The following is a 25,341-nucleotide window of genomic DNA, read 5'->3' on the forward strand; positions in this document are numbered from 1 at the left end:
GTCGAGTGCTGCGTAACACGACGGAACGGAACTCGCCCCGGGGGTGGACCGCACGTCACACTCGTCTCCACGCCGCGGACCACCGCGGCTCCCCCACACGCACGGCCCACGAGGAGCACCAGCATGTCCGCAGCCCCCGCACTGCCCGAGAAGCCGAAGGGCAAGCGCCCGATCGGCTGGATCGTCGCCGCCGCGATCGTCGTCGTGGCGATCGTCGTCGCCGTCATCGTCGGAGCCGTCCGCTCCGGGAGCAACGACGCCGGTGCCGCCGGTGACGCCGCCCCGAAGACCGTCACGATCGGTGTGTCGGACAAGTCGCTCGGCTACTGGAGCACGTACACGAAGCTCGCGAAGGACAAGCTCAACGTCACCGTCAAGCTGACGAACTTCTCGGACTACTCGCTGCCGAACCCCGCCCTCAAGGACGGCCAGCTGGACATCAACCAGTTCCAGCACATCCAGTACCTGGCGGACTACAACGTCACCTCCGACGACGACCTGCAGCCGATCGGTTCGACCGCCGTCTACCCGCTGCCGCTCTACGCGACGAAGTACGACAAGCCGTCCGAGCTGCCCGCGAACGCGAAGGTCGCGATCCCGAACGACTCGATCAACCAGGCCCGTGCGCTCCTGATCCTGCAGGCGGCGGACCTGATCACGCTCAAGGACGGCGGCTCGGCGTTCTCCACCGCGGACGACATCGAGACGAAGAAGGTCGACGTCCAGCCCCTCGACGCCTCGCAGACCGCGAACGCGCTGCAGCAGGGCTCCGTCGCCGCCGCCGTCGTGAACAACAACTTCGCCACCGCCGCCGGCCTGCCGATCTCGGACGCGATCTACCAGGACGACCCCTCGAGCGCGAGCGCCGCCCCGTACGTGAACGTCTTCGCTGTCCGCGACGAGGACAAGGGCAACAAGACCTACCTCGAGCTGGCGGAGCTGTTCCAGGACGACGCCGTGCAGAAGGCCTTCGCGAAGGACCTGCCCGAGGCCGTCGCCCGCGACGAGAGCGCCTCGAAGCTGCAGGACGAGCTCGCCGAGGTCGAGCAGGACGCGAAGGCGGCCAAGCAGTAGTGCCGGTCCTCGTCGAACTCCGCGGCGTCTCGAAGCACTACCGCCGCGCCGACACCGGCGAGACCGTGGTGGCCGTCGAGGACGTCTCCCTGGACGTGCACCAGGGAGAGGTCCTCGGCGTCATCGGGTACTCCGGTGCCGGCAAGTCCACCCTGGTCCGCCTGGTCAACGCGCTGGAACTGCCGAGTTCCGGCACGGTGACCGTCGCGGGCCGCGAACTGACGGCGATCCCCGAGCGGGACCGCCGTCTGGCGCGTCGCAACATCGGGATGATCTTCCAGCAGTTCAACCTGTTCCGGTCCCGCACGATCGCCGGCAACGTCGCGTACCCGCTCAAGGTCGCCGGCGTGCCGAAGGCCGAGCGGAACCGTCGCGTCGCCGAGCTGCTCGACTTCGTCGGCCTGCTCGAGCGCGCCCACGCCTACCCGGAACAGCTGTCCGGCGGCCAGAAGCAGCGCGTCGGCATCGCCCGCGCCCTCGCCGCGTCGCCCGACCTGCTGCTCGCCGACGAGGCGACCAGCGCCCTCGACCCGGAGACCACGTCCGAGGTGCTCGCGCTGCTCCGCCGCGTCAACCGGGAGCTCGGCGTCACCATCATCGTCATCACGCACGAGATGGACGCCGTCCGGCAGATCGCCGACCGGGTCGCCGTGATGGAGCAGGGGCGGGTCGTCGAGGTCGGGGACGTCTACGACGTGTTCTCGACCCCGAAGACCGGCGCCGCACAGCGCTTCGTCCGCACCGCGCTGCACGACCGGCCCTCCCCCGAGACGCTCCGGCGCCTGCGGGACCGCCACCCGGGTCGGCTCGTCACGGTGCAGATCACGGACGAGGCCGGGCTGCAGAACCGCATCGACGCCGCGTTCCGCGCCGCCGGGGTCACCGCCGAGCTCGTCTACGGCGGGGTCGGCGAGATCCGGGAGCGGCGGATCGGGTCGCTCACCTACGAGCTGAGCGACGCCAGCGGCCGGTCCGGTGAGTCCGGTGCCATCGACGCCGCGATCGCCGCACTCCGCGCCGACGGCGTCACGACCGACGAGGAGGCCGCCGCGTGAACAACAACTCGTTCCAGAGCGTGATCGACACGTTCGACGTCTTCCTCGCCGCCATCCGCGACACCATCGTGATGTCGCTGATCTCGCTGGTCATCGCCGGGGTCATCGGCCTCGCGCTCGGCCTGCTGCTGTACGCGACCCGGCCGGGCAACGTCCTCGGCAACCGCACCGCGTACACGGTGCTCAACGTGTTCGTGAACCTGATCCGCCCGATCCCGTTCGTGATCTTCCTCGCGGCGATCGCGCCGCTGTCACGGGTCGTCGTGCAGACCACGATCGGTGTCCCCGCGGTGACCTTCGCGATCTCGTTGGCCGCGGCCTTCGCGGTGTCCCGGATCGTCGAGCAGAACCTGCTGTCCGTCGACCCGGGCGTCGTCGAGGCGGCCCGGGCCTCGGGTGCGCACCCCGTGTCGATCCTGCTGACGGTGCTCATCCCCGAGGGTCTCGGCCCCCTGATCCTCGGGTACACGTTCATCTACATCGGCATCGTCGACATGACGGCTCAGGGCGCGCTGATCGGTGGCGGCGGACTCGGCGAGTACGCGATCACCTACGGCTCGCAGCGCTACGACTGGTGGGTGGTCTACGTCTCGGTGGCGGCGATCGTCGTCATCGTGCAGCTCGGCCAGTTCATCGGCAACCGCTTGGCGCGCGCGACGCTGCGTCGCTGACGCGGGCTCGCGGGGCGCCGGCGCACCGCCCTGGAGGCCCGGTGCCGGTCCACGAGATCGGCACCGGGCCTCCGGTGCGTCGCCGCTCGGACGGACGCGCCCAGCGTCGTGCGCCGAGCGGTCACGACTCCCCGCTCACCTCCGCCGAAGCTGCACGAACCGTAGCCCGACGCCCCCGCAACCAACAGATCCCGACCACTCGGCGCCACGCCCGCGGCACGTCGAGCGACCTCGGCACGAGCCGCGAGCGTCGCCGCTCGGACGGACGCGCCCAGGGTCGTGCGCCGAACGGTCACGACTCCCCGCTCACCTCCGCCGAAGGTGCACGAACCGTCGCCGGACGACCCCGCAACCGACAGATCCCGACCACTCGGCGCCACGCAACCGGCACGTCAAGCGACCTCGGCACGAGCCGCCGACGAATCGCCAACACGCCCGGCAACCGACTGCCGAGCGGTCACGACTCCCCGCGCACCTTCGCCGAGGTGGCACGAACAGTCGCCCGGCGCCCCCGCAACCGACAGATCCCGACCACTCGGCGCCACGCACCCGGCACGTCAAGCGACCTCGGCACGAGCCGCCGCCGCCCGACGACGCGCTCGGCATCGACCGCCGAGCGGTCACGACTCCCCGCTCACCTCCGCCGAAGGCGCACGAACCGTCGCCGGACGCCCCCGCAACCGACAGATCCCGACCACTCGGCGCCACGCACCCGGCACGTCAAGCGACCTCGGCACGAGCCGCCGCCGCCCGACGACGCGCTCGGCATCGACCGCCGAGCGGTCACGACTCCCCGCTCACCTCCGCCGAAGGCGCACGAACCGTCGCCGGACGACCCCGCAACCGACAGATCCCGACCACTCGACGCCACACCCTCGGCACGTCGAGCGACCTCGACACGAGCGGCGAGCGGCAGCGCCGGGTCAGGCGGCGGGAGCCTCGACTGTGGTGACGGCGCCGGTCTCGCCGGGGTGCTCGTAGTGGGCACGCACCAGGATCGGGCGGTGGTCGGAGATGCCGGCCGGCAGGGTCTCGACGCCGGCGATGTGCAGGCCGACGCTCGTGGCGAAGTCGAAGTGGCCGGTGAACTTGCGGTAGCGCAGGTACGTCGGCTGGTCGGACAGCGACAGGGCGAAGCCGTGCTGCTCGATCTTGCGGCGCAGGTTCGTCTGGAACCACGGGTAGTTGAAGTCACCGACCATGACCGCGGGCACGTCCTTCGCCAGCTCGCGCAGGAACTGGTGCGCCGCCTCGATCTGCTTGCGGCGCAGGGAGTTCGTCGCGGTGAGCGGTGAGGCGTGGAACGAGGCGACGACGACCTCGGCGTCGGCCTCGGTGTCACGCAGGTGCATCGCGATGAGCCGCTCGTGCGCGGGTGCGAGGACCCGGTCGTGCAACGACTTCTGCAGGGAGTGGATGCTGAAGTCCTGCACCTCGAAGCGGTCGTCACGCTTGTAGATCGCGAGCCCGAGTCGATTGGTGCGGGTCGACGCGGCGAGCGAGAGGCCGCCGATCGACGGTGCGAGGTCGTTGCTGTCGCACTCCTGCACGCACAGGACGTCGGCTTCGGAGGCCTCGGCCAGTGCGGCGAGCTCGCTGTTCGCGGTGTGCTCGCGGAGGTTGTAACTGACGACACGGAGCTGCGTGGGCTGCACGGTCTGCTCTGATGCGATCGTGCTCTGCTGCTCTGGCGCGGCCATGCTGCCTTCCTGTCCGGGTGTTCCGGTCACCCTGCCGCGGTCACCGTACTCGGGTACCGCGGACGGTTGCTGAGACTGTAACGCCTGCCGGGTTTCGTCCGTGTGACCGTGACGGAAACGGACAGCGGCGGGATCAGGCGCGGACACGGCGGACCGGGCGGACGGTGTCGCCCGCTGTGCGACTCATCAGGATGCCCTCGATGCAGGCGACGACGAGCAGGGCGGCGATGACCCAGAACGCGGCCGTGTACGGTCCGTCGCCGCCCAGGCCGGAGGCCGCGCGGATGACCACGGCGGCGACGGCGACACCGAAGCCCGCGGCGGTCTGCTGCAGCGTCGACGACAGTGTGTTCGCGGGGGTCATGTCGGCCTGCTCGACGTCGGCGAAGGCGATGGTGTTGTACGCCGTGAAGCCCACGGAGCGGGCTGCACCGCTGACGACGAGCAGCACGGCGAGCAGCCAGAACGGGGTGTCCTCGGTCATGAACGCCATCGCGACCACGGTCAGCGCGGCGACGGCCGACGACACGATGATCACCGGGCGGTAGCCGAACCAGCGGAGGAACGGGGTCGTCATCGGCTTGATGCCGAGGTTGCCGACGAACACCCACAGCACGGCGGACCCGGCGAGCACGGCGCTCCAGCCCCAGGCGTCCTGGAACAGGAGCGGGAGCACGAACGGCACCGCGGACACCGCCAGGCGGAACAGGCTGCCACCGGCGTGCGACACCCGGAAGGTCTCGAGTCGGAACGCGTCGAGCCCCATGATCGGGTGCGGAGCCCGGCGGAAGTGCCGGATCGCGAGCCAGCAGCACACCGCGCCGAGGACCCCGGAGACGACGACCGCGGTGACCGGCACGACCTCCAGCGCGAGCAGCGAGGCCATCACCACGAGCGAGCCGAGCCCGACGCAGGCGAGCAGCGACCCGAACCAGTCGAACGGCACGCGCTGCGCCGCACGCTCCTGCGGCACGAGCACCAGGGCGGCGACGAAGGCGATGACGCCGAGCGGGATGTTGATGAGGAAGATCCAGTGCCACGTCAGCGTCTCGACGAGGACCCCGCCGATGAACGGCGCGATGATCGGTGCGGCGAGGGCCGGCCAGGTCAGGATGGCGATGGCGGTGACGAGTTGTTCGCGCCCGGCGCTCCGGAGCACGACGAGGCGGCCGACGGGCACCATGAGCGCCCCACCGAGGCCCTGCAGGATGCGCCACAGCGTCAGCTCGACCAGCCCGGTGGACAGCGCGCACAGGGCCGACGCGATCGTGAACAGCGCGATGGCACCGGCGAAGACGGTCCGGGAACCGATCCGGTCGGTGAGCCAGCCGGACACCGGGATGAACACCGCGAGCGTCACGAGGTACGCGGTGATCGCGACGCCCACCGCGGCGGAGTCGACCCCGAGGTCACGCCCCATGGCCGGGGCGGCGGTCGCCAGGATCGTGCCGTCCAGGAGCTCCATGAAGAAGGTCCCGGCCACCAGCACGGCGACCGCCGTGCTGCCCGTCCGTCGTCTGGGTGTCGTCGCCGTCGTCGTCATCGCCCACCGAGACTATGCCCGCGGACGTCCGCACCGTCACGGACGGGCCGCCCGCCGGACGCCGCACCGGCCGCCCACCGGGCGCGACGCGGCGCGCACGACGCGGGACGGGCCTCCAGGCGCGGTTCCGGGCGATCCTCATGCTCGGGCCGACTACCCTGGCCGGGTGCCGACCCGACCACCCGAACGCCGAGGACCTCGCGCGTGAGCCGCACCGACAGCGCCGGTGTGGTCGCCGCGGGCACGGCCAGCGGTCGACGACGTGTCCTGGACACCGTGGCCTCCCTGCCGGCGTGGGCGGCGGTCCTGCTCGTCTGGACGGGCGGCCGGGTCCTGTCGACCCTGTGGCTCGCGCTCGCGTACCCGCTCATCGGTCGTGCGCTCCCGGGCAACGCGATCTGGGGCAACGAGCACGGGTTCGGCGCCTTCCTGGTGGCGTGGGACGGGCAGTACTACGAGCAGATCTCGCTGCACGGGTACCCCGACGCGCTGCCGCTCGACGCCGCCGGCAACGTCGCGCAGAACGCCTGGGCCTTCCTGCCGGCGTTCCCCTTCACGATCCGGGCGCTGACCGCCTCGACCGGGGTGCCGTTCGAACTCGGTGCCCCGCTCGTCGCGATCGTCGCCGGGCTGCTCGCCACCTACCTGCTGCACCGCCTGGTGCGGGACCGCGCCGGGCACGCCGCGGCGATGTGGGCGGTCTTCTTCTTCAGCTGCGGTCCGCTGTCGTTCCTGCTGCAGGTCGGGTACGCGGAGAGCATGTTCCTCGCACTGTCCTTCGGGGCGCTGCTCGCCCTGGAACGTCGGCGCTACGGGCTCCTGACGGCACTCGGCGTCGCCGCGGCGTTCACCCGCCCGGGCGCCCTGGCGATCCCGCTCGTGCTCGGCGTCGTCGCACTCGTGCGGTGGGTCCGTGCACGGCGCGAGACCGGCCGGGTGTTCGAGGGCTTCCCGCTCCGCGAGCAGGTCCGGGTCGTCGCCGCAGGGCTGACCATGGTCCTCGCCGGGCTCGCCTGGCCGGTGATCGCCTCGCACGTCACCGGGACGCCGAACGCCTACCTGGAGACCGAGATGTCCTGGTGGGTGAACTTCATCGGTCGGGTGGACTTCGTCCCGCTGACGCCGTGGTTCCTGATCGCGGGCCGCTGGCTCGGCGTCGGCGGGATCCTGATCGTGGTGTTCTTGCTCGTCACGTACCCGATCTGGTTGCTCCGCCGGTCGACGCTGCGGCTCGGGCCCACGACGGTGCTGTACTCAGCCGCGTACGCGCTGTACATCTTCGCGGTGTCGCTGCCGATGGCCTCGACCCCGCGGCTGCTCATGCCGCTCGCGCCGCTGTTCGGGTCACCCGAGCTGGTCGCGAAGCCCTGGATGCGGTGGACCCTCGTGACGGGCGCGTTGGCCGGGCAGCCGGTGCTGGTCGCGGTGCTGTGGCTGCTCGGCCCTCCGTGAGCGGCTGACGCACAGCCTCAGCAGGCACCCGCCCCGACACGACACGACACGACGCCACCGTCCCGACAGGACGACGGCGTCGTGCGTCGCGCCTCAGAGCTCGATCGTGCCGTGGTCGCCGGTGTCCGGCTGACTCTGCTTGCCGAGCGCCGCCTTGAACATCTGCACCAGGCTGCCGACCGGACCGGTGTCCTGGGTCCAGTACTCGACCGAGACCCCCTCGACCGTCAGCAGCCGGATCGACGGGTCCTGGCGGCCCTCCGGGAACCAGGCCTCGGCGAACGGCGACCAGAGCTCGTCGACGACCGAGTCGTCCCGGGTCACGGTCGCGGTCCCGGCGATGGACAGGTACCCGCCCTGCGACTCGATCGAGACGTTGACGTGCGGGTTCCGCGCGATGTCCTCGACCTTCTCGCTGCCGTCCTGCACCAGGAACCGCAGGGTCCCGTGGAACGTCTTGTCCTGCACCGCGAGGGGCCTGGCGTGCAGGTTCCCGTCCTCGCTCACCGTGGTGAGCAGTGCCGTGTGGGCGCCGTGGACGATGTCCGAGATGGCGGCGCGCTGGTCCGTCTGTGTGTCGGTCATGGTGCTCCTTTGCGTCATGCGCCCCGCTCCGCTCGACGTGCGACCGTCGGTGCACGGGGCCGTACCGTTCCGACCAGTGTGCCCCTCCGGCGCTGGACGCGTCAGCCCCGCGCGTCGACGTGGTCCGGTCCAGGTCGGCCGGGAGGCCCGGCGCACGTCCGCCACGCCGCCCCCGCCCGGCCCGCGTGCTGTCCACGACGTCGGGATCGTGAGCACACGATGTCGCCTCCGCACCGGCGAACCGACCGTTCCTGCTCACGAAGTGGGACAGGGGCCGGGCGCGCGGCAGGGAGGCCGGGGTCAGGCGGGTTCGCGGATGGTGGTCTCGACGTCGACGACCTGCGGGATCTTCGGCATCGAGGCGAAGCCGAACGCCACGGGCGGGTCGAGCGGCGCCAGGTCCCCGAGCGGCTCCCCCGCCCAGGTCCCCCGCACGCCGGTGACGTCGTGCGCCCCGGTCACGCCGTAGTACTCGCGGCGACCGTTGCCCGCCGACCCCGCCGTGCCGGACCCCGGCGCGAGCAGCCGTGCCACGGGGTCGATCGCCGCGAGCCAGCGCGGGTCGCGGGCGATCGGCTTCGGGACGATGCGCAGGATCCGGCCGAGCGGCGAGATGCCGCCGACGTCGATCGAGGCCTGCAGTGCCCCGGCGGACAGCTCGAGGCCGCTGGCGGTGCGGCGGGCGCGGACGTCGACGACCGAGACGGTGTCGAAGCGGTAGGTGCCGGAGACGTACGCGGCGACGATCTCGTCGGGTGCGAGCAGCACGCTGGTGCCGTCGGGGAGTTCGAGGAACACGTCCGTGAACGGGCCGAAGGGCGAGCGGTCCCACATCCCGACGACGATCCGGACGCCCGAGGTGGTGCCGACGCCCATGATCCGGCCGCGGAACCGGCGTTCGACGACGGAGTCGGAGGCGTGACCAGCAGCGGGACCGGAGGCGTGGTCGGGGCGTGACGACATGCCCTGGACCGTACCCGCGGCCCCCGTGAGCCGATCTCGGCGGCCGACCCGGGCCTCCCGGCCGTTGCCAGCGCACTCCCTGCCCGCCGGAACCTGCACGCAAGACACCGGTGTCCACGTTCCGAACACCCGCGAAGGGTGGCGTGGAGCGCGAACACCGGTGTTTTGCGGACCGGGCCGGCGTCCGTCAGGCGACGGGGACGGGCTGCGCCAGCAGCTCGCGCACGCGGGGTGCGACCTCGGTGCCGTAGAGCTCGATCGAGCGCATCATGTCGGCGTGCGGCAGGCGACCCGTGGCGTACCGCATGTCGAAGCGCGAGGCGCCGAGGATCCGCATGTTGCGCGCGACCTTCCGGGCGACGGTCTCCGGCGAGCCGACGTAGAGCGAACCGCCGGCCGACAGGCTCGCGCGGTACCCGGCGACGTCGAGGGGCGGCCAGCCGCGCTCCCGGCCGAGCTGGTCGGTGACGGCCTTGTGGTAGGGCCAGTAGCGCTCGGCGGCCTCTTCGTCGGTGGCGGCCACGAAGCCGGGCGAGTGCATCGCGATGGGCTGCTGCGGCAGGTCGAGCTGCGCGAGGGCCTGGCGGTACAGGCGGGAGAACGGGGCGAACTGGGCCGGCTGCCCGCCGATGATGGCGAGGAACAGCGGCAGGCCGTACGACGCGGCACGGATGACCGACTGCGGGGAGCCGCCGACACCGATCCAGGTCGGGATGGCGCCGTGCTCGAGCTTCGGGAAGACGTCCTGGTCGACCAGGCCCGCACGCTTGGTGCCGGACCAGGTGACGGCGTCGCCGCCGCGCAGGGCTGCCCAGAGCTGGAGCTTCTCCTCGAACAGGACCTCGTAGTCGCTCAGCTCGTAGCCGAACAGCGGGAACGACTCAGTGAAGGAGCCACGACCCAGGATGACCTCGGCGCGGCCGTTCGACAGGGCGTCGACGGTGGCGAAGCGCTCGTACACGCGAACAGGATCGTCGGAGGACAGCACCGTGACCGCGGAACCCATCCGGATGCGCTCGGTGCTGGCGGCGATCGCGGCGAGGACGACCTCGGGGGCGCTCACGACGAAGTCGGCTCGGTGGTGCTCCCCGACGCCGATGAAGTCGACGCCGACCTGGTCGGCGAGGACAGCCTGGTCGACGACGTCGCGGATGCTCTGCGCGTCGGACTGCAGGCTGCCGTCGGCGCGCTCGGTGACGTCGCCGAAGGTGTCGAGGCCGAGCTGCAGCGGTCCGATCCGGTCGGGTGCGGGCGGCGGGACGTCCGAGGGACGGTCGGTGCCGAATGCGTTGCTCATGGTGTCCTCCTGGTCGCACTTCCATGCGTTTGCATCAACATAGCACGGCGGCGGCGTGCGCGCACGGGGTCAGCGGCCGGACCGGGACTGGGCCCGGGCGGCGCGCGGCCGGGGTCGGCCAGCCCGGACGAGTACGGTCACCCGCATGCCGAACCTCCCCGACCAGACCGGACGCCGCATCGTCGTCACCGGGTCCAACAGCGGCACCGGACAAGAGGCCGCCCTGCGCCTCGCCGGAGCCGGCGCCAGCGTCGTGCTCGCCGTCCGCAGCACCGAGAAGGGCGAGACCGCCGCCGCCGGCATCCGCGCCGCCCACCCCGCAGCCGACGTGGAGGTCCGCGAACTCGACCTCGCCGACCTGGCGAGCGTGCGCCGCTTCGCCAGCGGCATCGTCGACGAGGAACGTCCGATCGACGTCCTGGTCAACAACGCCGGCGTGATGGCGCCGCCGGAGCGCTTCGAGACCGTCGACGGCTTCGAGCTGCAGTTCGGCACGAACTTCCTCGGCCCGTTCGCCCTGACGAACCTGCTGCTGCCGTCGCTGCTGCGTGCGCGCACGCCCCTCGCCGACGGCCCCCTGGCCCAGGCGCCCCGGGTCGTCACGATGTCGAGCCTCGCCGCGATCCCCGGCCGGATCCGCTTCGCCGACCTGCAGTGGGAGCGCGGCTACAACGGCTGGCGCGCCTACGCGCAGTCGAAGCTCGCCGACCTGCTCCTCGCGCTGCACCTGCACCGCCTGACGGTCGAGGCCGACGTGCCCCTGGTCAGCACCGCCGCCCACCCCGGCTACACCCGGACGAACCTGCAGGCCGCGGGACGCTCGCTCGGTCGGTCGAAGCCGGTGCGGTCGAGCAACCGCGCCCTGCCGTTCACCCAGGCCGTCGAGCAGGGCACCGAGCCGCTGCTGTACGCGGCGGTCGGGCCGAGCGCCGTGGGCGGCGCGTACTACGGCCCCTCGGGTCCGTTCGGCATGACCGGCCCGACCACCACCGTGTCGATCCCCGGATCCGCGCGGAGCGCCGACCTCGCCCGCTCGCTCTGGGCCGTCGCCGAGGACCTCACCGGGACGCGCCCACCGCTCTAGCCGCGCTGGTCGCGCCCCTCGCACGGTGCGAGGGGCGCCGCGGCCCGTGCGAGGTTCCGGACGTGGTGCGAGGGGGCGCGGGTCGCACCGAGGACGCAACCTCGCACCACTCGGACGTCGTGCGCGCCGGGACGCGGGCGCGGGGCGCGGCCGGGAGGCCCGGGGCGGGTCCGGCACGCCGCCGGCGTCAGGCGCGGTGCAGCTCCACCGACCCGTCCAGCCGACCGGGTTCGGTCAGGCGGGCGTGCTGCAGGACGGTGCGGCCCGGCGCGATCGCCACGGCGACGATGGACAGGGTCGTCATGTGGCCCTCGGCCTCGTGCACGTCGCGGAGGATCGCGTCGGGGTGGTCGCTCGGCAGCGCTGCGGACTCCGCCAGCACGCCGAACCAACCGCCCCAGCCGTCCCCGGCGTCGCCACCAGAGTCCACGGTGCGGAGTTCGTCGAACGGTCCGAGCACCGGCGGGCCGGACGGGGCGTCGACGGCACGGAAGGCCTCGAGCCACCGACCGATGCGCGGCGCCGCGGGGTCGTCGGCCGCACCGTGTGTGACCATGTGGACGCCGCGGCCGAGGTCGGTGGTGCGGACCTGTTCGCCGTCCCAGGTCAGCACCGAGGCGCCCTCGGCCGTGGCGCGCACCAGGTTGAAGGCCCGCGTGGTCGGCAGCGTGCCGTCGTGACCGGGCAGCAGGTCGTCGGCGACGGCGTCCACCGGCACCACACCACGGGTCGTCCAGGTGCCGTCGACGCTCGTCACGGGTTCGGCGCGGTTGAGCACCACGGCCAGGCCGCCTCGGTCGGACGCGGCGAGCCACGCACCACCGGCGGAGCGGTCACGGACACCACGGAGGTCCGGGTCGCGGTCCGGCCACCAGGCAGCGGGCGGGTCCCACGGACGCTCGGGCGACTCGTCCCGCAGGGCGAGCACGGTGACGGGCCACGCGGACCCGGGGTCGACGCGGACGACGACGGTGCACATGCCGTCGATCCTCGCACGTGGCCCCGGTAGCGTGGGCCAGGTGAACGCAGCAGCAGAGCGCGCCCTGACCGTCATCGTGGGGATCACCGGGGGCATCGCCGCCTACAAGGCCGTCGGGGTCGTCCGTGACCTGGTCAAGCGCGGCCACGACGTGCACGTCGTCCCGACCGAGGGCGCCCTGCGCTTCGTCGGACTGCCGACGCTCGAGGCCCTCAGCCGCAACCCCGTCACCACGAGCGTATGGGACGACGTCGCCGAGGTGCGCCACGTCGCGCTCGGTCGACGGGCGGACCTGGTCGTCATCGCCCCCGCCACCGCGGACTCGCTGGCCCGGATGGCGCACGGCCTGGCGAGCGACCTGCTCGGCACGACGCTGCTCGCGACCGAGGCACCCGTCGTGGTCGCCCCCGCGATGCACCCGCAGATGTGGGAGCACCCCGCGACCCGTGCGAACGTCGCCACGCTGCGTGACCGCGGCGTCCACCTGGTCGGCCCGGTCGTCGGCGCGCTCACCGGTGACGATGCGGGCATCGGTCGGATGGCGGAGCCCGAGGACATCGTCGCCGCCGCGCTCGCCGTGCTCGACCAGCACCCCGCACCGGCCGGCCGCCGCGACGCGGGCGGCTCGGGGGCCGGCACCGGAGCCCGGGGCGAACAGGGCGACCTGGCCGGCGTCCGCGTCGTCGTCAGCGCGGGCGGCACCCGCGAGCCCTTCGACCCGGTGCGGTTCGTCGGCAACCGCTCGAGCGGCCGCCAGGGCATCGCGATCGCCGCCGATGCCGTCCGTCGTGGGGCGTCCGTGACCCTCGTCGCCGCGAACGTCGAGGGCTCGCTGACCGCGGGGCTGGACGCGACCGTGGTGCCCGTCGGGTCCGCGCTCGAGCTCGCCGAGGCCGTGCACACCGCCGCCGCCGAAGCCGACGTCGTCGTGATGACCGCCGCCGTCGCCGACTACCGTCCAGCCGAGGTGCTCACCGAGAAGCTCAAGAAGGACGCACAGGGCGAGCGCATGACGCTCGAGCTGGTGCGGAACCCGGACGTACTCGCCGACCTCGTGGCGGCACGGCGGACGGGGCAGATCATCGTCGGGTTCGCCGCCGAGACCGAACCCGACCGCGACGCGCGGATCGAGCTCGGGCGCGCCAAGATCGACCGGAAGCCCGCGGACCTGCTCGTCGTGAACCACGTCGGCTGGTCGGCCGGATTCGAGCGCGAGGAGAACGCGATCGAGGTCCTGGTGCCCGGTGGCGAGGTGGTCCGCGAGACCTCCGGCACAAAGGCCGAGGTGGCGACGGCGGTCCTCGACCTCGTCGCGACCGCACTGACGTGAACGGGCACTGACGTGAACGGGCACTGACGTGGTTCCGAGGACCGGCGGGCACGATGGGCCGCATGCGACGACGTGAGCGGATCCGACGTGCCAACCGCACGGCCACCATCCTGGCGGTGGCCCTCGGTGCAGCGGGCACCATGCACTTCCTGCGCCCGACCCACTTCGACCGGATCGTGCCGGACGCGCTGCCCCCGCGGCTGACCACGCTGGCCTCCGGCGTGGCCGAGCTCGGCATCGCCGCCGGGCTCGCGTTCCCCGCGACCCGCCGCGCCTCGGGGTGGGCCGCAGCGGCGCTGTTCGCGGCGGTGTTCCCGGCCAACGTCAAGATGGCGAGCGACCTGCTCGACCATCCCCGCTCGAGCCGGGCGATGCGTCTGGTCTCGGTGCTGCGGCTCCCGCTGCAGGCCCCGTTGGTGCTGTGGGGCGTGCGCGTCGGTCGGCACGCACCGAAGCCGTGACCCAGCCGTCGTGGACCCGCGCGGCGGTGCCGTTGCTGCACCGCCCGGTCACCCAGCACGCCTGGGAGGACATCGTGTTCGCGCACTGGCGGCACGACCCGGCGTCGCTGCAGCGGCTCGTCCCCCGCGGGACCCGTCCGGACGTGGTGGACGGCAGCGCCTGGGTGGGGCTGTCGGCGTACGTGTTCCGGGAGACCCGGGTGCCGCCGTTCCCCTCTGCCGGGCGGCTCGGCACCATGACCGAGGTCACGATCGAGGTGCTCACGGTGGACGACCAGGGGCGGCGCGGGGTGACCTACCGCACGGTCGACACCGCGAACGTGCCCGCCATCGTGGCAGCGCACGCACTGCTCGGCGTGCCGTACACGTTCGCGCACGCACGTTCCCGTCGCCGTGGTGACGCTGTGGCGCACCGATCCGTCCGGCACCCGACCCGCGCGCTGCACCCGGTGCGGTGGGCGCGGTCGCTCCGGCAGGAACGCCCGACCGGCGCGGCGCGGCCGAAGCACGCGGCCTCGGTCCGGGTGACCGCCGGCGAGGTCGTCGACACCCCGCTGGCCGCCGAGCTCACCACCCGCGCCGGCATCCACGCGCGGTACCTGGCGCAGACCCTGTTCTGGCAGCGACAGCACCCGGTGCTCACCACCCGTTCGGCCACGCTCGACCGACTCGAGGGCGACCTGCCAGACGCCGTGGGCATGCCGGGGCTGTTCGACCGGGCCCCGGACTCCCTGCTCGTGGTCGACGGCACGACCGTCCGGTACGGCTGGGGCGGGGTCGTCCGGTGACGGACGCACGCTCCGACGCACAGGCCGACGACCCGTTCGACCTCGACCGCTTCGTCCGGGCCCAGCAGGGTGTCCACGACGTCGCGCTCGACGAACTCCGTCAGGGCCGGAAGTCGTCACACTGGATGTGGTTCGTGTTCCCGCAGCTGGCCGGCCTGGGGCGGAGCGCCACGGCCGTGCGCTACGCGATCACCGGGACGGACGAAGCCCGCGCCTACCTGGCACACTCGGTGCTCGGGCCCCGTCTGCTCGCGGCGACCGACGTCGCACGCCACGCCCCCGCCCACTCCGCAGATGCCCTGCTCGGGGGCATCGACGCGGTGAAGCTCCGGTCGTCGATGACGCTCTTCGCCCGGATCGCAGCCGACCCGGGGCCGTTCGTCGCCGTGCTCGACCGCTGGTACGACGGCGCCGAGGACCCGGCCACGCTCCGCTTGCTCGGAGAGCACTCGGAACAGGAGTGACGCACGCGACGCACACGACGCACACGCACGTGACCGGCATCTGAACGTCCACACTGACACGCCCTGAGCCGATCGGAACGCCGTTGTCATATCAGGTACGGTGATGCGAGCACGTGCGATGCCGACCGTGCCCGTTCGCCCGGCGCCCCGACGCCACCGCCCCCGAAGGAGAACGCATGCCGGTCCCCCGCAGCGCCCCGACCGAGCACCAGCTGCTCCGTGACACCGTCCGCCACAAGATCCACGACGCGATCATGGACGGCACGCTCCTGCCCGGCGAACGCCTGAACGACGACGAGCTCATCTCCTGGCTCGGTGTCTCCCGCACGCCGATCCGCGAGGCCCTCAGCCAGCTGTCCCGCGCCGGCCTGATCGAGATGGCCCCGAACCGGTACACCCGTGTCACCACGCCGGACCCGACCGAGGTCGTCCAGGCGATGCAGACCCTCGGCGTGCTGTTCGGCGGCGTCGTCCGACTCGCGGTCCCGCGCCTGGGGTCGGCTGCCCGGAAGAAGATCCTCGCGCAGCTCGACAAGACGATCACCGAGCTCGAGGCCCACGAGGTCGCCGCCGTCAACCACGACGCGCTCGACGTCTTCGCCCTGTACGTCGCCGAGTGCGGCAACGAGAACCTGCAGCGCGTCTGCCGCGACACGATGGACGGCCTCGCTTTCCGGCTGCGCCTACCGAACCTCGACGTGCTGGTCGACTGGGACCGGATGACCGAGGACTTCCGGCGCCTCCGGGCAGCGACCGAGTCCGGCGACAACGTCGCGGCTGAGCTCGCGACCGAGGCGATCCACCAGCTGCCGGGCGAGAAGCACTGAGTCCACCTGTACCCGCGTACAGGAACCGCCCGTCTCGCCGACGCGAGGCGGGCGGTCGACATTCCACGGGCCTCCCGGTCGGTGGCCCGGGCACGCGGCCGACGCTCCCAGTCCCGGGGCCGCGCGGACCGATAGCATCGCTGGCGACCACCTGAACCCGGCACCCGGAGCAGCACATGAACCCCCGCCCGACGGACCGTACCGAGGTCGCCGCACGCCTGGCCGCAGCGGTCGGTCGGATCAACCGCCGGGCCCGCACCGACTCGGCCTCGCTCGGGTACGGCATCGTGTCGGCGCTCGCGTCGATCCAACGGCACGGACCCCTGCGCCCCGGCGACCTGTCGCGGATCGAGGTGGTCACGAAGCCCACGATGACCCGCATCCTGACCGAGCTCGAGCAGCGCGGCTTCATCCAGCGCGAGGCCGACCCGCGCGACGGCCGGGCGTTCATGGTGACGGCCACGCCGGAGGGCATCGAGGCGGTCGAGCAGGCCCGCGCGAACCGCACCGGGATCGTCGCCGAGCTCATCGCCGAGCTCGACGAGTCGGACGTCCAGGCGATCGCCGGCGCCCTGGCCGCGCTCGAGCGTGTCGCCCAGGGCGAGCACGCCCAGGAACCTCACACCTTCTAGACTCCACACGACCGTTACCGAACCGTTACCAAGCGGTGGACGGACCGTTCTGCCAGCGTTCCTGGACGCGCTGCCCAGTCTGACCGGTCATGGTGTCGGCTCCGCCTGACCGCGGCCACCCCACGGCTGCTCCCGGCGGACGGACGGGCCCCACACCACCGTCCGGTCCTCACCGGCTCGAGGACTCCTCGTCGTCGCCGACGGTGTCACCGACACCGCCAGCCTCCGGCGTGCCCGTACGACCTCGGTCGCGCGAGCAGGAGTCCCTCCCCCACCGAGCCGCCGACCTGCGGAACCGATGCGACACACCCCTGAGCTCCCCACCACCACCGCCTCGACCCGACGTGAGGCCCTGAACACCCCCACCCGCCGGATGCGCCGGGCCCTGCGGCACCGCGCGACGCTGATCGCCGGCGGCGCGGCGGTCCTCGCCGTCGCCGGTGGCGCCCTGACCGTCGGCACGCAGCCCGCCATCGGTGAGGCCCTCGGCATGCCGACCGGCTCCGCGAGCGCCTCGGCGACCGCGGAGCCCGCCCTGCGTGGCACCGCGCTCGACCGCGCCCAGGCCGCCGCCACGATCACCACGGCGAAGACCGTCATGCAGACCGCGAACGGCAAGGTCGACACCTCGGCGCTCGAACAGCGTGTCGACGCCCTGAGCGACTACCCGGACCTGTCCGGCGCTGCGCTGACGAACCGGATCTCGACGACGGTCGCGTCGGCCACCGACGTCGCGCAGGCGAGCGCCACGCAGGACAAGCGGGACGTCGACGCGAAGGCCGCGGCCGCAGCGAAGGCCGCAGCCGAGCGGAAGGCTGCCGCCGAGGCAGCGGAGGCCGCCCGGAAGCTCGCCGCCGGCAACACCGTCGCCGGCGCGAAGGCCACGGCGACCTCGCTCGCGTCGTCGGAGTACGGCTGGGGTGCCGACCAGTTCCAGTGCCTGGACAACCTGTGGACCAAGGAGTCCGGCTGGAACTACCAGGCCGTCAACGCGAACGGCGGCGCGACCGGCATCCCGCAGGCGCTCCCCGGCTCGAAGATGGCCACGATCGCCTCGGACTGGCGCACCAACGCCACCACCCAGATCACCTGGGGCCTGCAGTACATCAGCTCGGCGTACGGCACCCCGTGCGCGGCGTGGGGGCACTCGCAGGCGAACAACTTCTACTGATCGGCGCGGGTCGCGAAGGCGACCGGCAGACGGACGGGAGGCCCGTGGCGGATCCGCCACGGGCCTCCCGTCGCGTCGTGGGGTGGCGGCCAGCCCACCCGCGCGATGCGCAGGTGGGCGCCGGTGGGCGTCAGTCCGGCTCGTCAGAGCGACCGGCGGAGGACGACGGACGCCTCGGGGGTGTTCACCTGGAACGCGAAGGTCTCCTCGACGTACATGGTGACGTCGACGGCGTCGTGGCCCAGGTAGCCGAGGGCCAGGTCCTCGCCGACGGTGAACACGAAGTCCCCGCCGCGCTGGCTGATCAGCAGGGACTCGTCGATGCCCGGCGCCCGCTCGACCTGACCGCCGGTGATGCCCTCGAGCTGCTCGCGCAGGGGTGTGCCGGCGTCGTCGGTCTCGACGATGTCCGCCCAGTCACGGGGGCTGCACGCCAGGGCGTACGGCCCGGCGACCCCGACGTCGCGGAGCGCGGCGACCGCAGCGGTGACCGCGGCCCGGAACGAACCCGGTGAGCCGTCGTGCGACTGTGCGGGCTGGGTCGACGCCTGCCCGGCCCCGGTGATGCCGCCCTCCGGCCACCCCCGGAGCGTCGCCCGGTTCTCGTGGGCCGCGAGCCGCAGCACGGCCGCGTCGAGGTCGCCCAGGTCGACGTCGGTGGCGCCGCGGGACGAGTCCACGAGTTCCTCGAGCGCGACGGTGAAGGTCGCACGGACCTCGCAGAGCGGCAGGACCCTGCGGCGCCGTGCGGTGATGCCGTCGGCGACCCCGCCGGTCACGGCGTCGGTGCGGCCGAGGTCGACCGAGGACCACTGCCAGCCGCGCGGTCCGTCGAAGTCGACGATGCGCCGCGCGGCGAGCGCCGGGACCAGCCGGTCACGGGCTTCGGCGTCGAGCACCGCCCAGGTGTCGGCACCGAACGGCGCGAGTTCGCGGAGGAGGTGGTTCATGGCGTGTGCCCTTCCGTGCTGCGGAGTGAACCGATGCCGAGACCGGGACCGGTGGCGTCGGGAGCCGTCACCACGGACGGCGACGGTGGTGCCGCGAGAGCGGCGAGGTCCACCAGGCGATCGCGAGCGGGTGCGAAGAACGTCGCTCCGGTGATCGCGCGCGAGAAGTCGAGCAGCCGGTCGTACGTCCCGGGAGGATCGCCGACGAACATCCGTTCCAGCATCCGTTCGAGCACCCAGAGCTCACCGCTGTAGCCGATGAAGTAGGTGCCGTACTCCCCGCTGCCGGGGCGACCGAAGGGCATGTTGTCGCGGAGGACGTCGTGCTCGACCCCGTCGTCGTCGACGATGGTCGCGAGCGACTTGTGCGACGGCCGGACCTCGGTGGCGCTGTCACGCTCCACGTTGTCCGACTTCGACCGGCCGATGATCCGCTCCTGCGCGTCCGTCCCGAGGGCGTTCCACGCCGCCAGGTCGTGCAGGTACTTCTGCACGACGACGTAGCTGCCACCGGCCCAGTCCGGGTCGTCCGCACCGACGAGTGCGGAGGCTGCCAGGTCCTGCGCGACCGGGTTCGCCGTGCCGTCCACGAAGCCGAGCAGGTCGCGGGTGTCGAAGTACCGGAAGCCGCTGACCTCGTCGACCACGGTGACGTGGTCCCCGAGCGCGGCGAGCAGCAGGCGTTCGAACTCGAAGCAGACGTCGGTGCGTTCACCCCGGATGTGGAAGAGCAGGTCTCCCCCGGTGGACGGCGCCGAGTGGACCGGCCCGGTCAGTGCGGGGAACGGGTGCAGCGCGTCCGGACGGGCGTGCGGCGAGAAGCGGTCCCACGCCACCGCCCCGATGCCGACGACGCAGGACAGGTGCGCGTCGAGGGCACGGAACCCGACCGTCTTCAACAGGCCGTCGAGGTCGCTGAGGACGTCGCGGACCGCGGCCAGGTCGTCGTCGTCCGGGCCGACGTCGAGGGTCAGGAACACGGCCGAACGGGACAGCGGCGCGTCGACGCTCTGCGCGTCGATGGGCACGCGGCTGCCCGGTGTGCCGACCATCAGGCTGCGACGTGGACGGAGGCCATGGTGTCCGCCTTTCCTCCGCAGCCGTCCTGACGGTGCGGTTCGGTGCCGTGGGGTGTCTCCCGTCGAGCATCGCCACTCGGCGCCTCGTCACGCCTGAGTCGGATGACCCGCTCCGACAGGGGGGATGCCCGGGCGACCACGGGGTGATGTGGCGACCGCGTCGTCGTCGCTAGCGTCCGGAGCAGCCGCCACGGGCCTCCCGGGCGGCGGACGACCGACGATCCAGGAGCGACGATGACGATCAGCATCTCGGACACACGACCGGCGCACGACGACGGCATCGGGCGAGCGCTGCGCTCGCCGTCCGGCGACACCGATCCCTTCGTGGTCGTCACCGGACCGGACGCGTCCGCCCGGGCGCGGGCGCTCGCGGACGTCGCCGACGCTGCCCGGGCGGACGGGCACACGGTCGTCCGGTGGCGCGCGGTGGGCGGTGACCCCGTCATCGAGGCCGCGTCGCTGGCCCCGTGGCTCGCGCTCGTCCGGGCACACGACGCGGGGGCACCGCGGCCGGCCCCGAGCATCGTCCTCGTCGAGGACTTCGACGCGCTCGACGAGGACGCCAGGTCCGTGCTGCACGACCTGCTCGCCGCGCTGGCGCAGGACCTCGGGACGGTCGTGGTGGTCGGCGTGGGCGAGGGCCGGGCCGAATCGGGCACCCGGCTGCCGTCGGCCGACGTCCCCGTCGCCGTCACGGCCGCCTTCACCGGTGACTTCGGACTGGTCGACGCCGAGGCCGAACGGGCCGTGCGCCGTGGCACCCGACCCGGTCCGTCGCTGGTGGCGGCGGTCGAGTTCGCCCGGGCGGTCCGGTCCGGTGACGTGCACGCCGGCAGGCGGAGCGTCCTGGCCGCGCTCGGGGCCCCCGACCGGGCGGGTGCCGACGACGTCCTGGTCGCGACGCTGCACGTGCTCTGCTACCTCGGAGGGCACGACTCCTGGTGGGACGAGGCGCTGGCGCTGACCGCGGACCGCGACCTCGACCCGGTGCTGCGGCTCGTCGAGGACTGCGTGGACGGCTCCGGCCGGACCGAGTACGAGCGTGCCGCGCTGCACCGCGAGGTGCTGGCATCCGCTGCCGACACGCAACCGTGGAAGGCCGTGGCACTGCACATCGCGTGGACGCTGCTCGACTCGACCGATCCGCGCCGGGACCACGTGGAGGCGGCGCTCCGAGGGGCGGGCGACGCCGGGCTCCTCGACTACTTCAGCTCGTGCCGTGCCGCCGTGACGCACTACCAGGCGGGGCGGCTCGACGCGGCGGGCGCGGCGTTCGACCACGTGCACCGAGCAGCCGAGCGCTGGCAGGCGGGGACCTTCGTCGCGCTGACGGAGGCGCTGCAGGCCCTGGTCCTGTCGGTGCAGGGCGAGCCGGAGCGGGCGGCGTGGAAGGCCGACCGCGCAGCACGGTGGGCGGCGCAGCACGGCACGCCGCTGGTCGCCCGGGCAGCGGAGCACGCCCGCTCGGCACTCGACGTCGCGACGGGCCGGTTCGAGGAGGCCCACAGCCGCTCGGCGATGCGACCGGGCGGGGCGGGGCGGTGGCTCGAGAGCAGCTACGGACCGATCGAGCTGCTCGATGCGGTGGAGTCGGCTGCGCGGCTCCGCCTGGCCGACCACGGGGCCGCGCTGGTGGCCCGGGCAGAACGGGCGTTCACCGACCAGCCGACCCCGCGCCGCTCCCTGGTGCTGCTCGCCTGCCGAGCGGTCGTCGACGAGACGCCTGGTGCCCGCGCCCTCTTCGAGGACGCGCTGGCCAGCGTCGACGGCGACGTATCGCCGTTCGAGGTGGCCCGCGTCCGTCTGGCGTACGGCGAGTGGTTGCGTCGTGGGATGCACGCCCTGGAGGCCCGGGGCCAGTTCCGGCTGGCGGCGCGCGCCTTCGAGGTGCTCGGTGCCGGCGACTGGCAGGGCCGCGCAGAACGCGAGCTGCGCGCGGCCGGTGCCGCCCGTCCGCTGCCGACGGCGCTGGAGGCGGTCGACCTGAGCGAACAGGAACGCCGTGTGGCGTCCCTCGCCGCGGCCGGACTGACCAACAAACAGATCGCCGGGCAGCTGTACCTCTCCCCGCGCACCGTGAGCGGGCACCTGTACCGGCTGTTCCCGAAGCTCGGTGTGACGACACGGGCCGGGCTCCGGGATGCACTCCTGCGACTGGGAGGCGACGCGACGGGCAACGCCCGGACGTGACCCTGTCAGGGACACCCTCGCCGGCTGCCCGCCCCGTGGGCCCCGGATGCTCCCGCCACCACCCGCGACACCCCGGGCGGACGGCCCGGGAGCGTCACCGGAACCCGCCGCCGGGGTAACGGCAGGGCCCGTCGCCCGCGCCCGGTCCGTTCGTAGACTCCAGCCACCGACGAGGACTGGTGGCCGCCGTGTTGACGGACGAGGAGTTGCTCCCCCGCGGAGACGAGTTCTCCGCGCCGGTGTCCGCCGTGCCCGGCAACGGGCTGCCGCTCCGCGGCCGGAGCGTCGAACGGGGCATCGCCGCCGATGCCCTGGCCGGTCTGTCACGGGGCGCGGGTGACGTGCTCGTCGTCCGCGGCGCTGCGGGCGTCGGCAAGTCGCGTCTGCTCGAGGACGTGGTCGACCAGGCGACCGCGGCCGGCCTCCGAGTGGCCGTCGGTCGCACGGACCGCGACGCACGCCTGATCCCGCTCGCACCGATCATGGACGCGCTCGGCGCCGGGCCCCGGCCGATCTCCGACCGCGTCCGGCTCAGCGCGGTGACGCTCGACCCGGAGGCACGGTACTGGCTCCTCCAGCAGCTCCAGGACGACCTGGAGCGAGCCGCGGCGTCGGACGGCGTCGTGGTCGTCGTCGACGACCTGCAGTGGTGCGACACGACGTCCCTGGCGGTGCTCCGTTCGCTGTCGCGCCGACTCGCCGACGTCCCCGTGCTCTGGGTCGTCGCGGTCCGGACCGAGCACCAGGACCCGCCGGTGACGGCGACCGTCGACGAGCTCGCCGCGACGGGACGGATCGTCGACCTCGACCCGCTGGACGAGGAGGCCACCGCCGCGATGATCGCCGACCTGGTCGGCGCGACGCCGGACGGCTCGGTCCTGCGTGTTGCCCGACGGACGGAGCGCATCCCGATCCTCGTCGCCGAACTCGTCCGCGGGCTCGTCGACGAAGGCCTGCTGGCGATCGCGGACGGCGTCGCCACGATGCCGGGCGCCGCGCTTCCCGCGAGGTTCGGTGCGTCGATCCGCGAGGGCCTCCGACGCCTGTCGAAGCCCACGCAGCAGCTCGTGCAGGTCGGAGCGACCCTGGGACGCTCGTTCTCGGTGCGGTCGTTGTCGGCGATGCTCGACCAGCCGGCGCAGCGGCTGCTCCCGGGGCTGCAGGAGGCGATCGAGGCGGGGGTGCTCGTCGAAGACGGCACGGACCTGTCGTTCCGCCACGACGTCCTCCGCGAGGCGGCGGAGTCGATGATCCCCGCGGCCGTCCGCGACGACCTGCTCAGGCAAGCGGTGGACGAGCTCCTGCGGCAGGGTGTCCCACCGGTCTCGATCGCCGCGCGCATCGCCGCGGTGGCGCAGCGCAGGGACGTCCGCGCCGCCGAGGTCCTGCGCACGGTGGCGATCGACCTCGCGAGCACGGACGCCGCCGAGGCCGGGGCGCTCGCCCTCCGCGCCGCCGACCTCGCGCACGGCACCCCGGCGCTGCCCGGCATCGTCGTCGACGTCCTGCCGCTGCTCTGGCACAGCGGCCGGACGGCCGAGGCCCGCGCGCTGCTCCACGACCTGCAGGGCCGCCTCGCTCCGGAGGACGACGCACGCCTGCACCTGACCCTGGCGCGGCTGCAGACCGAGGGCTCGACGCCGGAAGCACTGCGGACGGTCGAGACCGCACTGGCCCTGCCCGGCGTGAGCGCCGGCGTGCGGTCGCGTCTGCTCGCCGTGCGCGCGCTGAACCTCGCGCAGGCGGGACGGCACGCGGACCTCGCCACCGCACTGCGGGAGGCCCGGGCGACGGTCGACGGCGACGCGGACCCGGTCGCCGTCGCCACCTTCGAGGCCAGTGCCTCCGTGCTCGCCTTCAACGAGGGCCGGTTCGCGGACGCGACGCAGGCGATCACGTCGGCGATGAGCCGGGTCGCAGCCACCGGGGGGTCGTCGAGCACCTGGTTGCCCGAGGGGCTCTGGGTGGCGTTCCTCGCGGGGGCGCTCGGCGACACCGACCGTGCCGGACGCATCGCCGAGGCGAACGCCATCGAGACCCGGCGCAACCACCTGGCCCGCCCGACCGCCGCCTGGATGATGCTGCGCACGAGGGTGCTCTTCGACCAGGGCCGGCTGGAGGACGCCAAGACGTCGGCCGAGTCGGTCCTCGACCTGGCCGAGGACCTGGAACTCGGTCGGTTCGCGGCGCTCACTGCCGGGACCGTCCTCTTCCGCACGGCGCTGCTGCAGGGGGACCGCAGGGCGGCCGACCGGACGCGGCACTTCGCCGAGGGCCTGCTCGCCGATCCCCCATCGGCGCGCTCCGGATCGTGGCTGCTGGCGCTCGAAGCGGACGCCCACGGCGACGTCCGAGCCGCCGTCGACCGCAGCGAGGTGGCGTGGCGGAGCCTGGAGGAACCGATCGCGTCGATGTCGAGCCCGGCCGACTTCGCCGACGACGTCCACCTCGCGCGCATCGCGGTCCGAGGGGGTCAGCTGGACCGACTCGAGCGGATCGAACGGGTGGCGCGGCTCAGGGCCACGGCGAACCCGGACAACGACCTGTGCGGCGGGACCTGGCTGCACGTGCACGGACTCGTCCACGACTCCGTGGAGAGCCTCGGCGCAGCGGTGGAGCGGCTGCGCCGGGTCGACCGCCGGCTCGTGCTCGCCGCAGCGCTCGAGGACCTCGGGTGCGCCCTGCGGCGGCGCTCCGTGTCCGCGGCCGTCGAGGTGTGGCGGGAGGCGACGGAGCTGTTCGACGGTGCCGGTGCCCTGCGCGAGGCCGAACGGTCGCGGGGGCACCTGCGCAGTGTCGGTGTCACCGTCCGAGCGACCCCCGCCGACCCGGGCATGTCGGGCGTCTCGGGGCTCACCGCGCGCGAGGCCCAGGTCGTCGAACGGGTCGCCGCCGGCCTGACCACGCAGCAGATCGCGTCCGACCTGTTCATCTCGACCCACACGGTGACGAGCCACGTCCGGCACGTCTACGCGAAGTGGGGCGTCGCCTCTCGCCGGGAGCTCGCGGCGCGGTTCCGGCAGCACCGATCCGGCTGACCACCGCT

At 73.1% G+C, this 25,341-nt stretch carries 22 protein-coding genes; 14 read left to right on the top strand and 8 right to left on the bottom strand.

Features of this window, described 5'->3' with window-relative positions; translation table 11 throughout:
- The first annotated feature begins 123 nt into the window (after positions 1 to 123).
- From HQQ79_RS12800 to HQQ79_RS12810, 3 genes are read left to right on the top strand one after another with little or no spacing between them, the layout of a single operon-like run.
- Positions 124 to 1,074 (top strand): MetQ/NlpA family ABC transporter substrate-binding protein, encoded by a 951-nt coding sequence (locus tag HQQ79_RS12800; protein WP_173034735.1) that lies wholly within the window; start codon positions 124 to 126, stop codon positions 1,072 to 1,074.
- Positions 1,074 to 2,129, top strand: coding sequence for a methionine ABC transporter ATP-binding protein (locus HQQ79_RS12805; RefSeq protein ID WP_173034737.1), 1,056 nt, complete (start codon positions 1,074 to 1,076; stop codon positions 2,127 to 2,129). Before HQQ79_RS12800 ends, HQQ79_RS12805 begins: the two co-directional genes overlap by 1 nt.
- Positions 2,126 to 2,800, top strand: a complete 675-nt coding sequence (locus HQQ79_RS12810) for a methionine ABC transporter permease (protein WP_017888525.1) — start codon at positions 2,126 to 2,128, stop codon at positions 2,798 to 2,800. Before HQQ79_RS12805 ends, HQQ79_RS12810 begins: the two co-directional genes overlap by 4 nt.
- Before the next feature lie 923 nt (positions 2,801 to 3,723).
- Here HQQ79_RS12810 and HQQ79_RS12815 read toward each other — a convergent pair.
- Both HQQ79_RS12815 and HQQ79_RS12820 read right to left on the bottom strand, forming a co-directional pair.
- Entirely contained in the window at positions 3,724 to 4,500 is a 777-nt protein-coding gene (locus HQQ79_RS12815) for an endonuclease/exonuclease/phosphatase family protein (protein ID WP_051596881.1), read from the bottom strand.
- A 133-nt stretch (positions 4,501 to 4,633) separates the two neighbouring features.
- Positions 4,634 to 6,043 (bottom strand): MFS transporter, encoded by a 1,410-nt coding sequence (locus HQQ79_RS12820; protein ID WP_173034739.1) that lies wholly within the window; start codon positions 6,041 to 6,043, stop codon positions 4,634 to 4,636.
- 204 nt (positions 6,044 to 6,247) lie between these two features.
- Here HQQ79_RS12820 and HQQ79_RS12825 point away from each other — a divergent pair, with 204 nt between their 5' ends.
- A complete protein-coding gene (locus tag HQQ79_RS12825; RefSeq protein WP_173034741.1) occupies positions 6,248 to 7,495 on the top strand; it encodes a hypothetical protein in 1,248 nt (415 codons plus the stop codon).
- Between the two features lie 93 nt (positions 7,496 to 7,588).
- Here HQQ79_RS12825 and HQQ79_RS12830 read toward each other — a convergent pair whose 3' ends face one another.
- The 3 genes from HQQ79_RS12830 to HQQ79_RS12840 all read right to left on the bottom strand — a co-directional run bounded on the left by HQQ79_RS12830 (position 7,589) and on the right by HQQ79_RS12840 (position 10,340).
- On the bottom strand, positions 7,589 to 8,080 hold the full coding sequence (locus tag HQQ79_RS12830; protein ID WP_027466283.1) for a pyridoxamine 5'-phosphate oxidase family protein: 492 nt from the start codon (positions 8,078 to 8,080) through the stop codon (positions 7,589 to 7,591).
- 300 nt (positions 8,081 to 8,380) lie between these two features.
- Positions 8,381 to 9,043, bottom strand: a complete 663-nt coding sequence (locus HQQ79_RS12835) for a hypothetical protein (protein WP_071405092.1) — start codon at positions 9,041 to 9,043, stop codon at positions 8,381 to 8,383.
- A gap of 187 nt (positions 9,044 to 9,230) precedes the next feature.
- Positions 9,231 to 10,340 carry an LLM class flavin-dependent oxidoreductase gene (locus tag HQQ79_RS12840; protein ID WP_111233255.1) on the bottom strand — a complete coding sequence of 370 codons (1,110 nt, stop codon included), beginning with the start codon at positions 10,338 to 10,340 and terminating at the stop codon, positions 9,231 to 9,233.
- 145 nt (positions 10,341 to 10,485) lie between these two features.
- Between HQQ79_RS12840 and HQQ79_RS12845 the strand changes: the two genes are divergently transcribed.
- Positions 10,486 to 11,424 carry an SDR family oxidoreductase gene (locus HQQ79_RS12845; protein ID WP_173034743.1) on the top strand — a complete coding sequence of 313 codons (939 nt, stop codon included), beginning with the start codon at positions 10,486 to 10,488 and terminating at the stop codon, positions 11,422 to 11,424.
- A 187-nt stretch (positions 11,425 to 11,611) separates the two neighbouring features.
- Here HQQ79_RS12845 and HQQ79_RS12850 read toward each other — a convergent pair whose 3' ends face one another.
- Entirely contained in the window at positions 11,612 to 12,403 is a 792-nt protein-coding gene (locus tag HQQ79_RS12850) for an NRDE family protein (protein WP_173034746.1), read from the bottom strand.
- 64 nt (positions 12,404 to 12,467) lie between these two features.
- On the opposite strand from HQQ79_RS12850, the gene HQQ79_RS12855 reads away from it, so the two are divergent.
- The 7 genes from HQQ79_RS12855 to HQQ79_RS12885 all read left to right on the top strand — a co-directional run bounded on the left by HQQ79_RS12855 (position 12,468) and on the right by HQQ79_RS12885 (position 18,076).
- Positions 12,468 to 13,733 carry a phosphopantothenate--cysteine ligase family flavoprotein gene (locus HQQ79_RS12855; RefSeq protein ID WP_173035306.1) on the top strand — a complete coding sequence of 422 codons (1,266 nt, stop codon included), beginning with the start codon at positions 12,468 to 12,470 and terminating at the stop codon, positions 13,731 to 13,733.
- A 62-nt stretch (positions 13,734 to 13,795) separates the two neighbouring features.
- The gene (locus HQQ79_RS12860; RefSeq protein WP_173034748.1) at positions 13,796 to 14,194 is read left to right on the top strand and encodes a hypothetical protein; all 399 of its coding nucleotides are present in this window, start codon (positions 13,796 to 13,798) and stop codon (positions 14,192 to 14,194) included.
- Complete coding sequence (locus HQQ79_RS12865) at positions 14,191 to 14,982, top strand: YqjF family protein (RefSeq protein WP_051596878.1); 792 nt, start codon at positions 14,191 to 14,193, stop codon at positions 14,980 to 14,982. Before HQQ79_RS12860 ends, HQQ79_RS12865 begins: the two co-directional genes overlap by 4 nt.
- The gene (locus HQQ79_RS12870) at positions 14,979 to 15,446 is read left to right on the top strand and encodes a DUF1810 domain-containing protein (RefSeq protein ID WP_173034750.1); all 468 of its coding nucleotides are present in this window, start codon (positions 14,979 to 14,981) and stop codon (positions 15,444 to 15,446) included. Before HQQ79_RS12865 ends, HQQ79_RS12870 begins: the two co-directional genes overlap by 4 nt.
- A gap of 176 nt (positions 15,447 to 15,622) precedes the next feature.
- Entirely contained in the window at positions 15,623 to 16,273 is a 651-nt protein-coding gene (locus tag HQQ79_RS12875) for a GntR family transcriptional regulator (protein ID WP_173034752.1), read from the top strand.
- Between the two features lie 176 nt (positions 16,274 to 16,449).
- Positions 16,450 to 16,905 (top strand): MarR family winged helix-turn-helix transcriptional regulator, encoded by a 456-nt coding sequence (locus HQQ79_RS12880; RefSeq protein WP_027466277.1) that lies wholly within the window; start codon positions 16,450 to 16,452, stop codon positions 16,903 to 16,905.
- A gap of 298 nt (positions 16,906 to 17,203) precedes the next feature.
- Complete coding sequence (locus HQQ79_RS12885; protein WP_173034754.1) at positions 17,204 to 18,076, top strand: hypothetical protein; 873 nt, start codon at positions 17,204 to 17,206, stop codon at positions 18,074 to 18,076.
- A 143-nt stretch (positions 18,077 to 18,219) separates the two neighbouring features.
- On the opposite strand, the gene HQQ79_RS12890 is transcribed toward HQQ79_RS12885, so the two are convergent.
- Both HQQ79_RS12890 and HQQ79_RS12895 read right to left on the bottom strand, forming a co-directional pair.
- Positions 18,220 to 19,026, bottom strand: a complete 807-nt coding sequence (locus HQQ79_RS12890) for a family 1 encapsulin nanocompartment shell protein (protein ID WP_111056246.1) — start codon at positions 19,024 to 19,026, stop codon at positions 18,220 to 18,222.
- On the bottom strand, positions 19,023 to 20,078 hold the full coding sequence (locus HQQ79_RS12895; RefSeq protein WP_173034756.1) for a Dyp-type peroxidase: 1,056 nt from the start codon (positions 20,076 to 20,078) through the stop codon (positions 19,023 to 19,025). Before HQQ79_RS12895 ends, HQQ79_RS12890 begins: the two co-directional genes overlap by 4 nt.
- A 261-nt stretch (positions 20,079 to 20,339) precedes the next feature.
- On the opposite strand from HQQ79_RS12895, the gene HQQ79_RS12900 reads away from it, so the two are divergent.
- Together HQQ79_RS12900 and HQQ79_RS12905 are read left to right on the top strand one after the other, a co-directional pair.
- The gene (locus HQQ79_RS12900) at positions 20,340 to 22,295 is read left to right on the top strand and encodes a LuxR family transcriptional regulator (RefSeq protein WP_173034758.1); all 1,956 of its coding nucleotides are present in this window, start codon (positions 20,340 to 20,342) and stop codon (positions 22,293 to 22,295) included.
- Positions 22,296 to 22,474: 179 nt separating this feature from the next.
- Positions 22,475 to 25,333: an AAA family ATPase gene (locus HQQ79_RS12905; RefSeq protein ID WP_173034760.1), complete on the top strand. Its 2,859-nt coding sequence runs from the start codon at positions 22,475 to 22,477 to the stop codon at positions 25,331 to 25,333.
- The last annotated feature ends 8 nt before the right edge of the window (positions 25,334 to 25,341 follow it).

This window comes from Curtobacterium sp. VKM Ac-2852 (assembly GCF_013205045.1).
In the GTDB taxonomy this organism is placed as follows: domain Bacteria; phylum Actinomycetota; class Actinomycetes; order Actinomycetales; family Microbacteriaceae; genus Curtobacterium; species Curtobacterium flaccumfaciens.

What these genes read in the sequence shown, in the direction of transcription:
- HQQ79_RS12900 (WP_173034758.1), top strand. Translation starts at nt 20,340, where the DNA reads ATGACGATCAGCATCTCGGACACACGACCGGCGCACGACGACGGCATC.
- HQQ79_RS12840 (WP_111233255.1), bottom strand. Translation starts at nt 10,340, where the DNA reads ATGAGCAACGCATTCGGCACCGACCGTCCCTCGGACGTCCCGCCGCCC.
- HQQ79_RS12885 (WP_173034754.1), top strand. Translation starts at nt 17,204, where the DNA reads ATGCGACACACCCCTGAGCTCCCCACCACCACCGCCTCGACCCGACGT.
- HQQ79_RS12820 (WP_173034739.1), bottom strand. Translation starts at nt 6,043, where the DNA reads ATGACGACGACGGCGACGACACCCAGACGACGGACGGGCAGCACGGCG.
- HQQ79_RS12875 (WP_173034752.1), top strand. Translation starts at nt 15,623, where the DNA reads ATGCCGGTCCCCCGCAGCGCCCCGACCGAGCACCAGCTGCTCCGTGAC.
- HQQ79_RS12815 (WP_051596881.1), bottom strand. Translation starts at nt 4,500, where the DNA reads ATGGCCGCGCCAGAGCAGCAGAGCACGATCGCATCAGAGCAGACCGTG.
- HQQ79_RS12830 (WP_027466283.1), bottom strand. Translation starts at nt 8,080, where the DNA reads ATGACCGACACACAGACGGACCAGCGCGCCGCCATCTCGGACATCGTC.
- HQQ79_RS12860 (WP_173034748.1), top strand. Translation starts at nt 13,796, where the DNA reads ATGCGACGACGTGAGCGGATCCGACGTGCCAACCGCACGGCCACCATC.
- HQQ79_RS12850 (WP_173034746.1), bottom strand. Translation starts at nt 12,403, where the DNA reads ATGTGCACCGTCGTCGTCCGCGTCGACCCCGGGTCCGCGTGGCCCGTC.
- HQQ79_RS12800 (WP_173034735.1), top strand. Translation starts at nt 124, where the DNA reads ATGTCCGCAGCCCCCGCACTGCCCGAGAAGCCGAAGGGCAAGCGCCCG.
- HQQ79_RS12880 (WP_027466277.1), top strand. Translation starts at nt 16,450, where the DNA reads ATGAACCCCCGCCCGACGGACCGTACCGAGGTCGCCGCACGCCTGGCC.
- HQQ79_RS12845 (WP_173034743.1), top strand. Translation starts at nt 10,486, where the DNA reads ATGCCGAACCTCCCCGACCAGACCGGACGCCGCATCGTCGTCACCGGG.
- HQQ79_RS12835 (WP_071405092.1), bottom strand. Translation starts at nt 9,043, where the DNA reads ATGTCGTCACGCCCCGACCACGCCTCCGGTCCCGCTGCTGGTCACGCC.
- HQQ79_RS12895 (WP_173034756.1), bottom strand. Translation starts at nt 20,078, where the DNA reads ATGGTCGGCACACCGGGCAGCCGCGTGCCCATCGACGCGCAGAGCGTC.
- HQQ79_RS12890 (WP_111056246.1), bottom strand. Translation starts at nt 19,026, where the DNA reads ATGAACCACCTCCTCCGCGAACTCGCGCCGTTCGGTGCCGACACCTGG.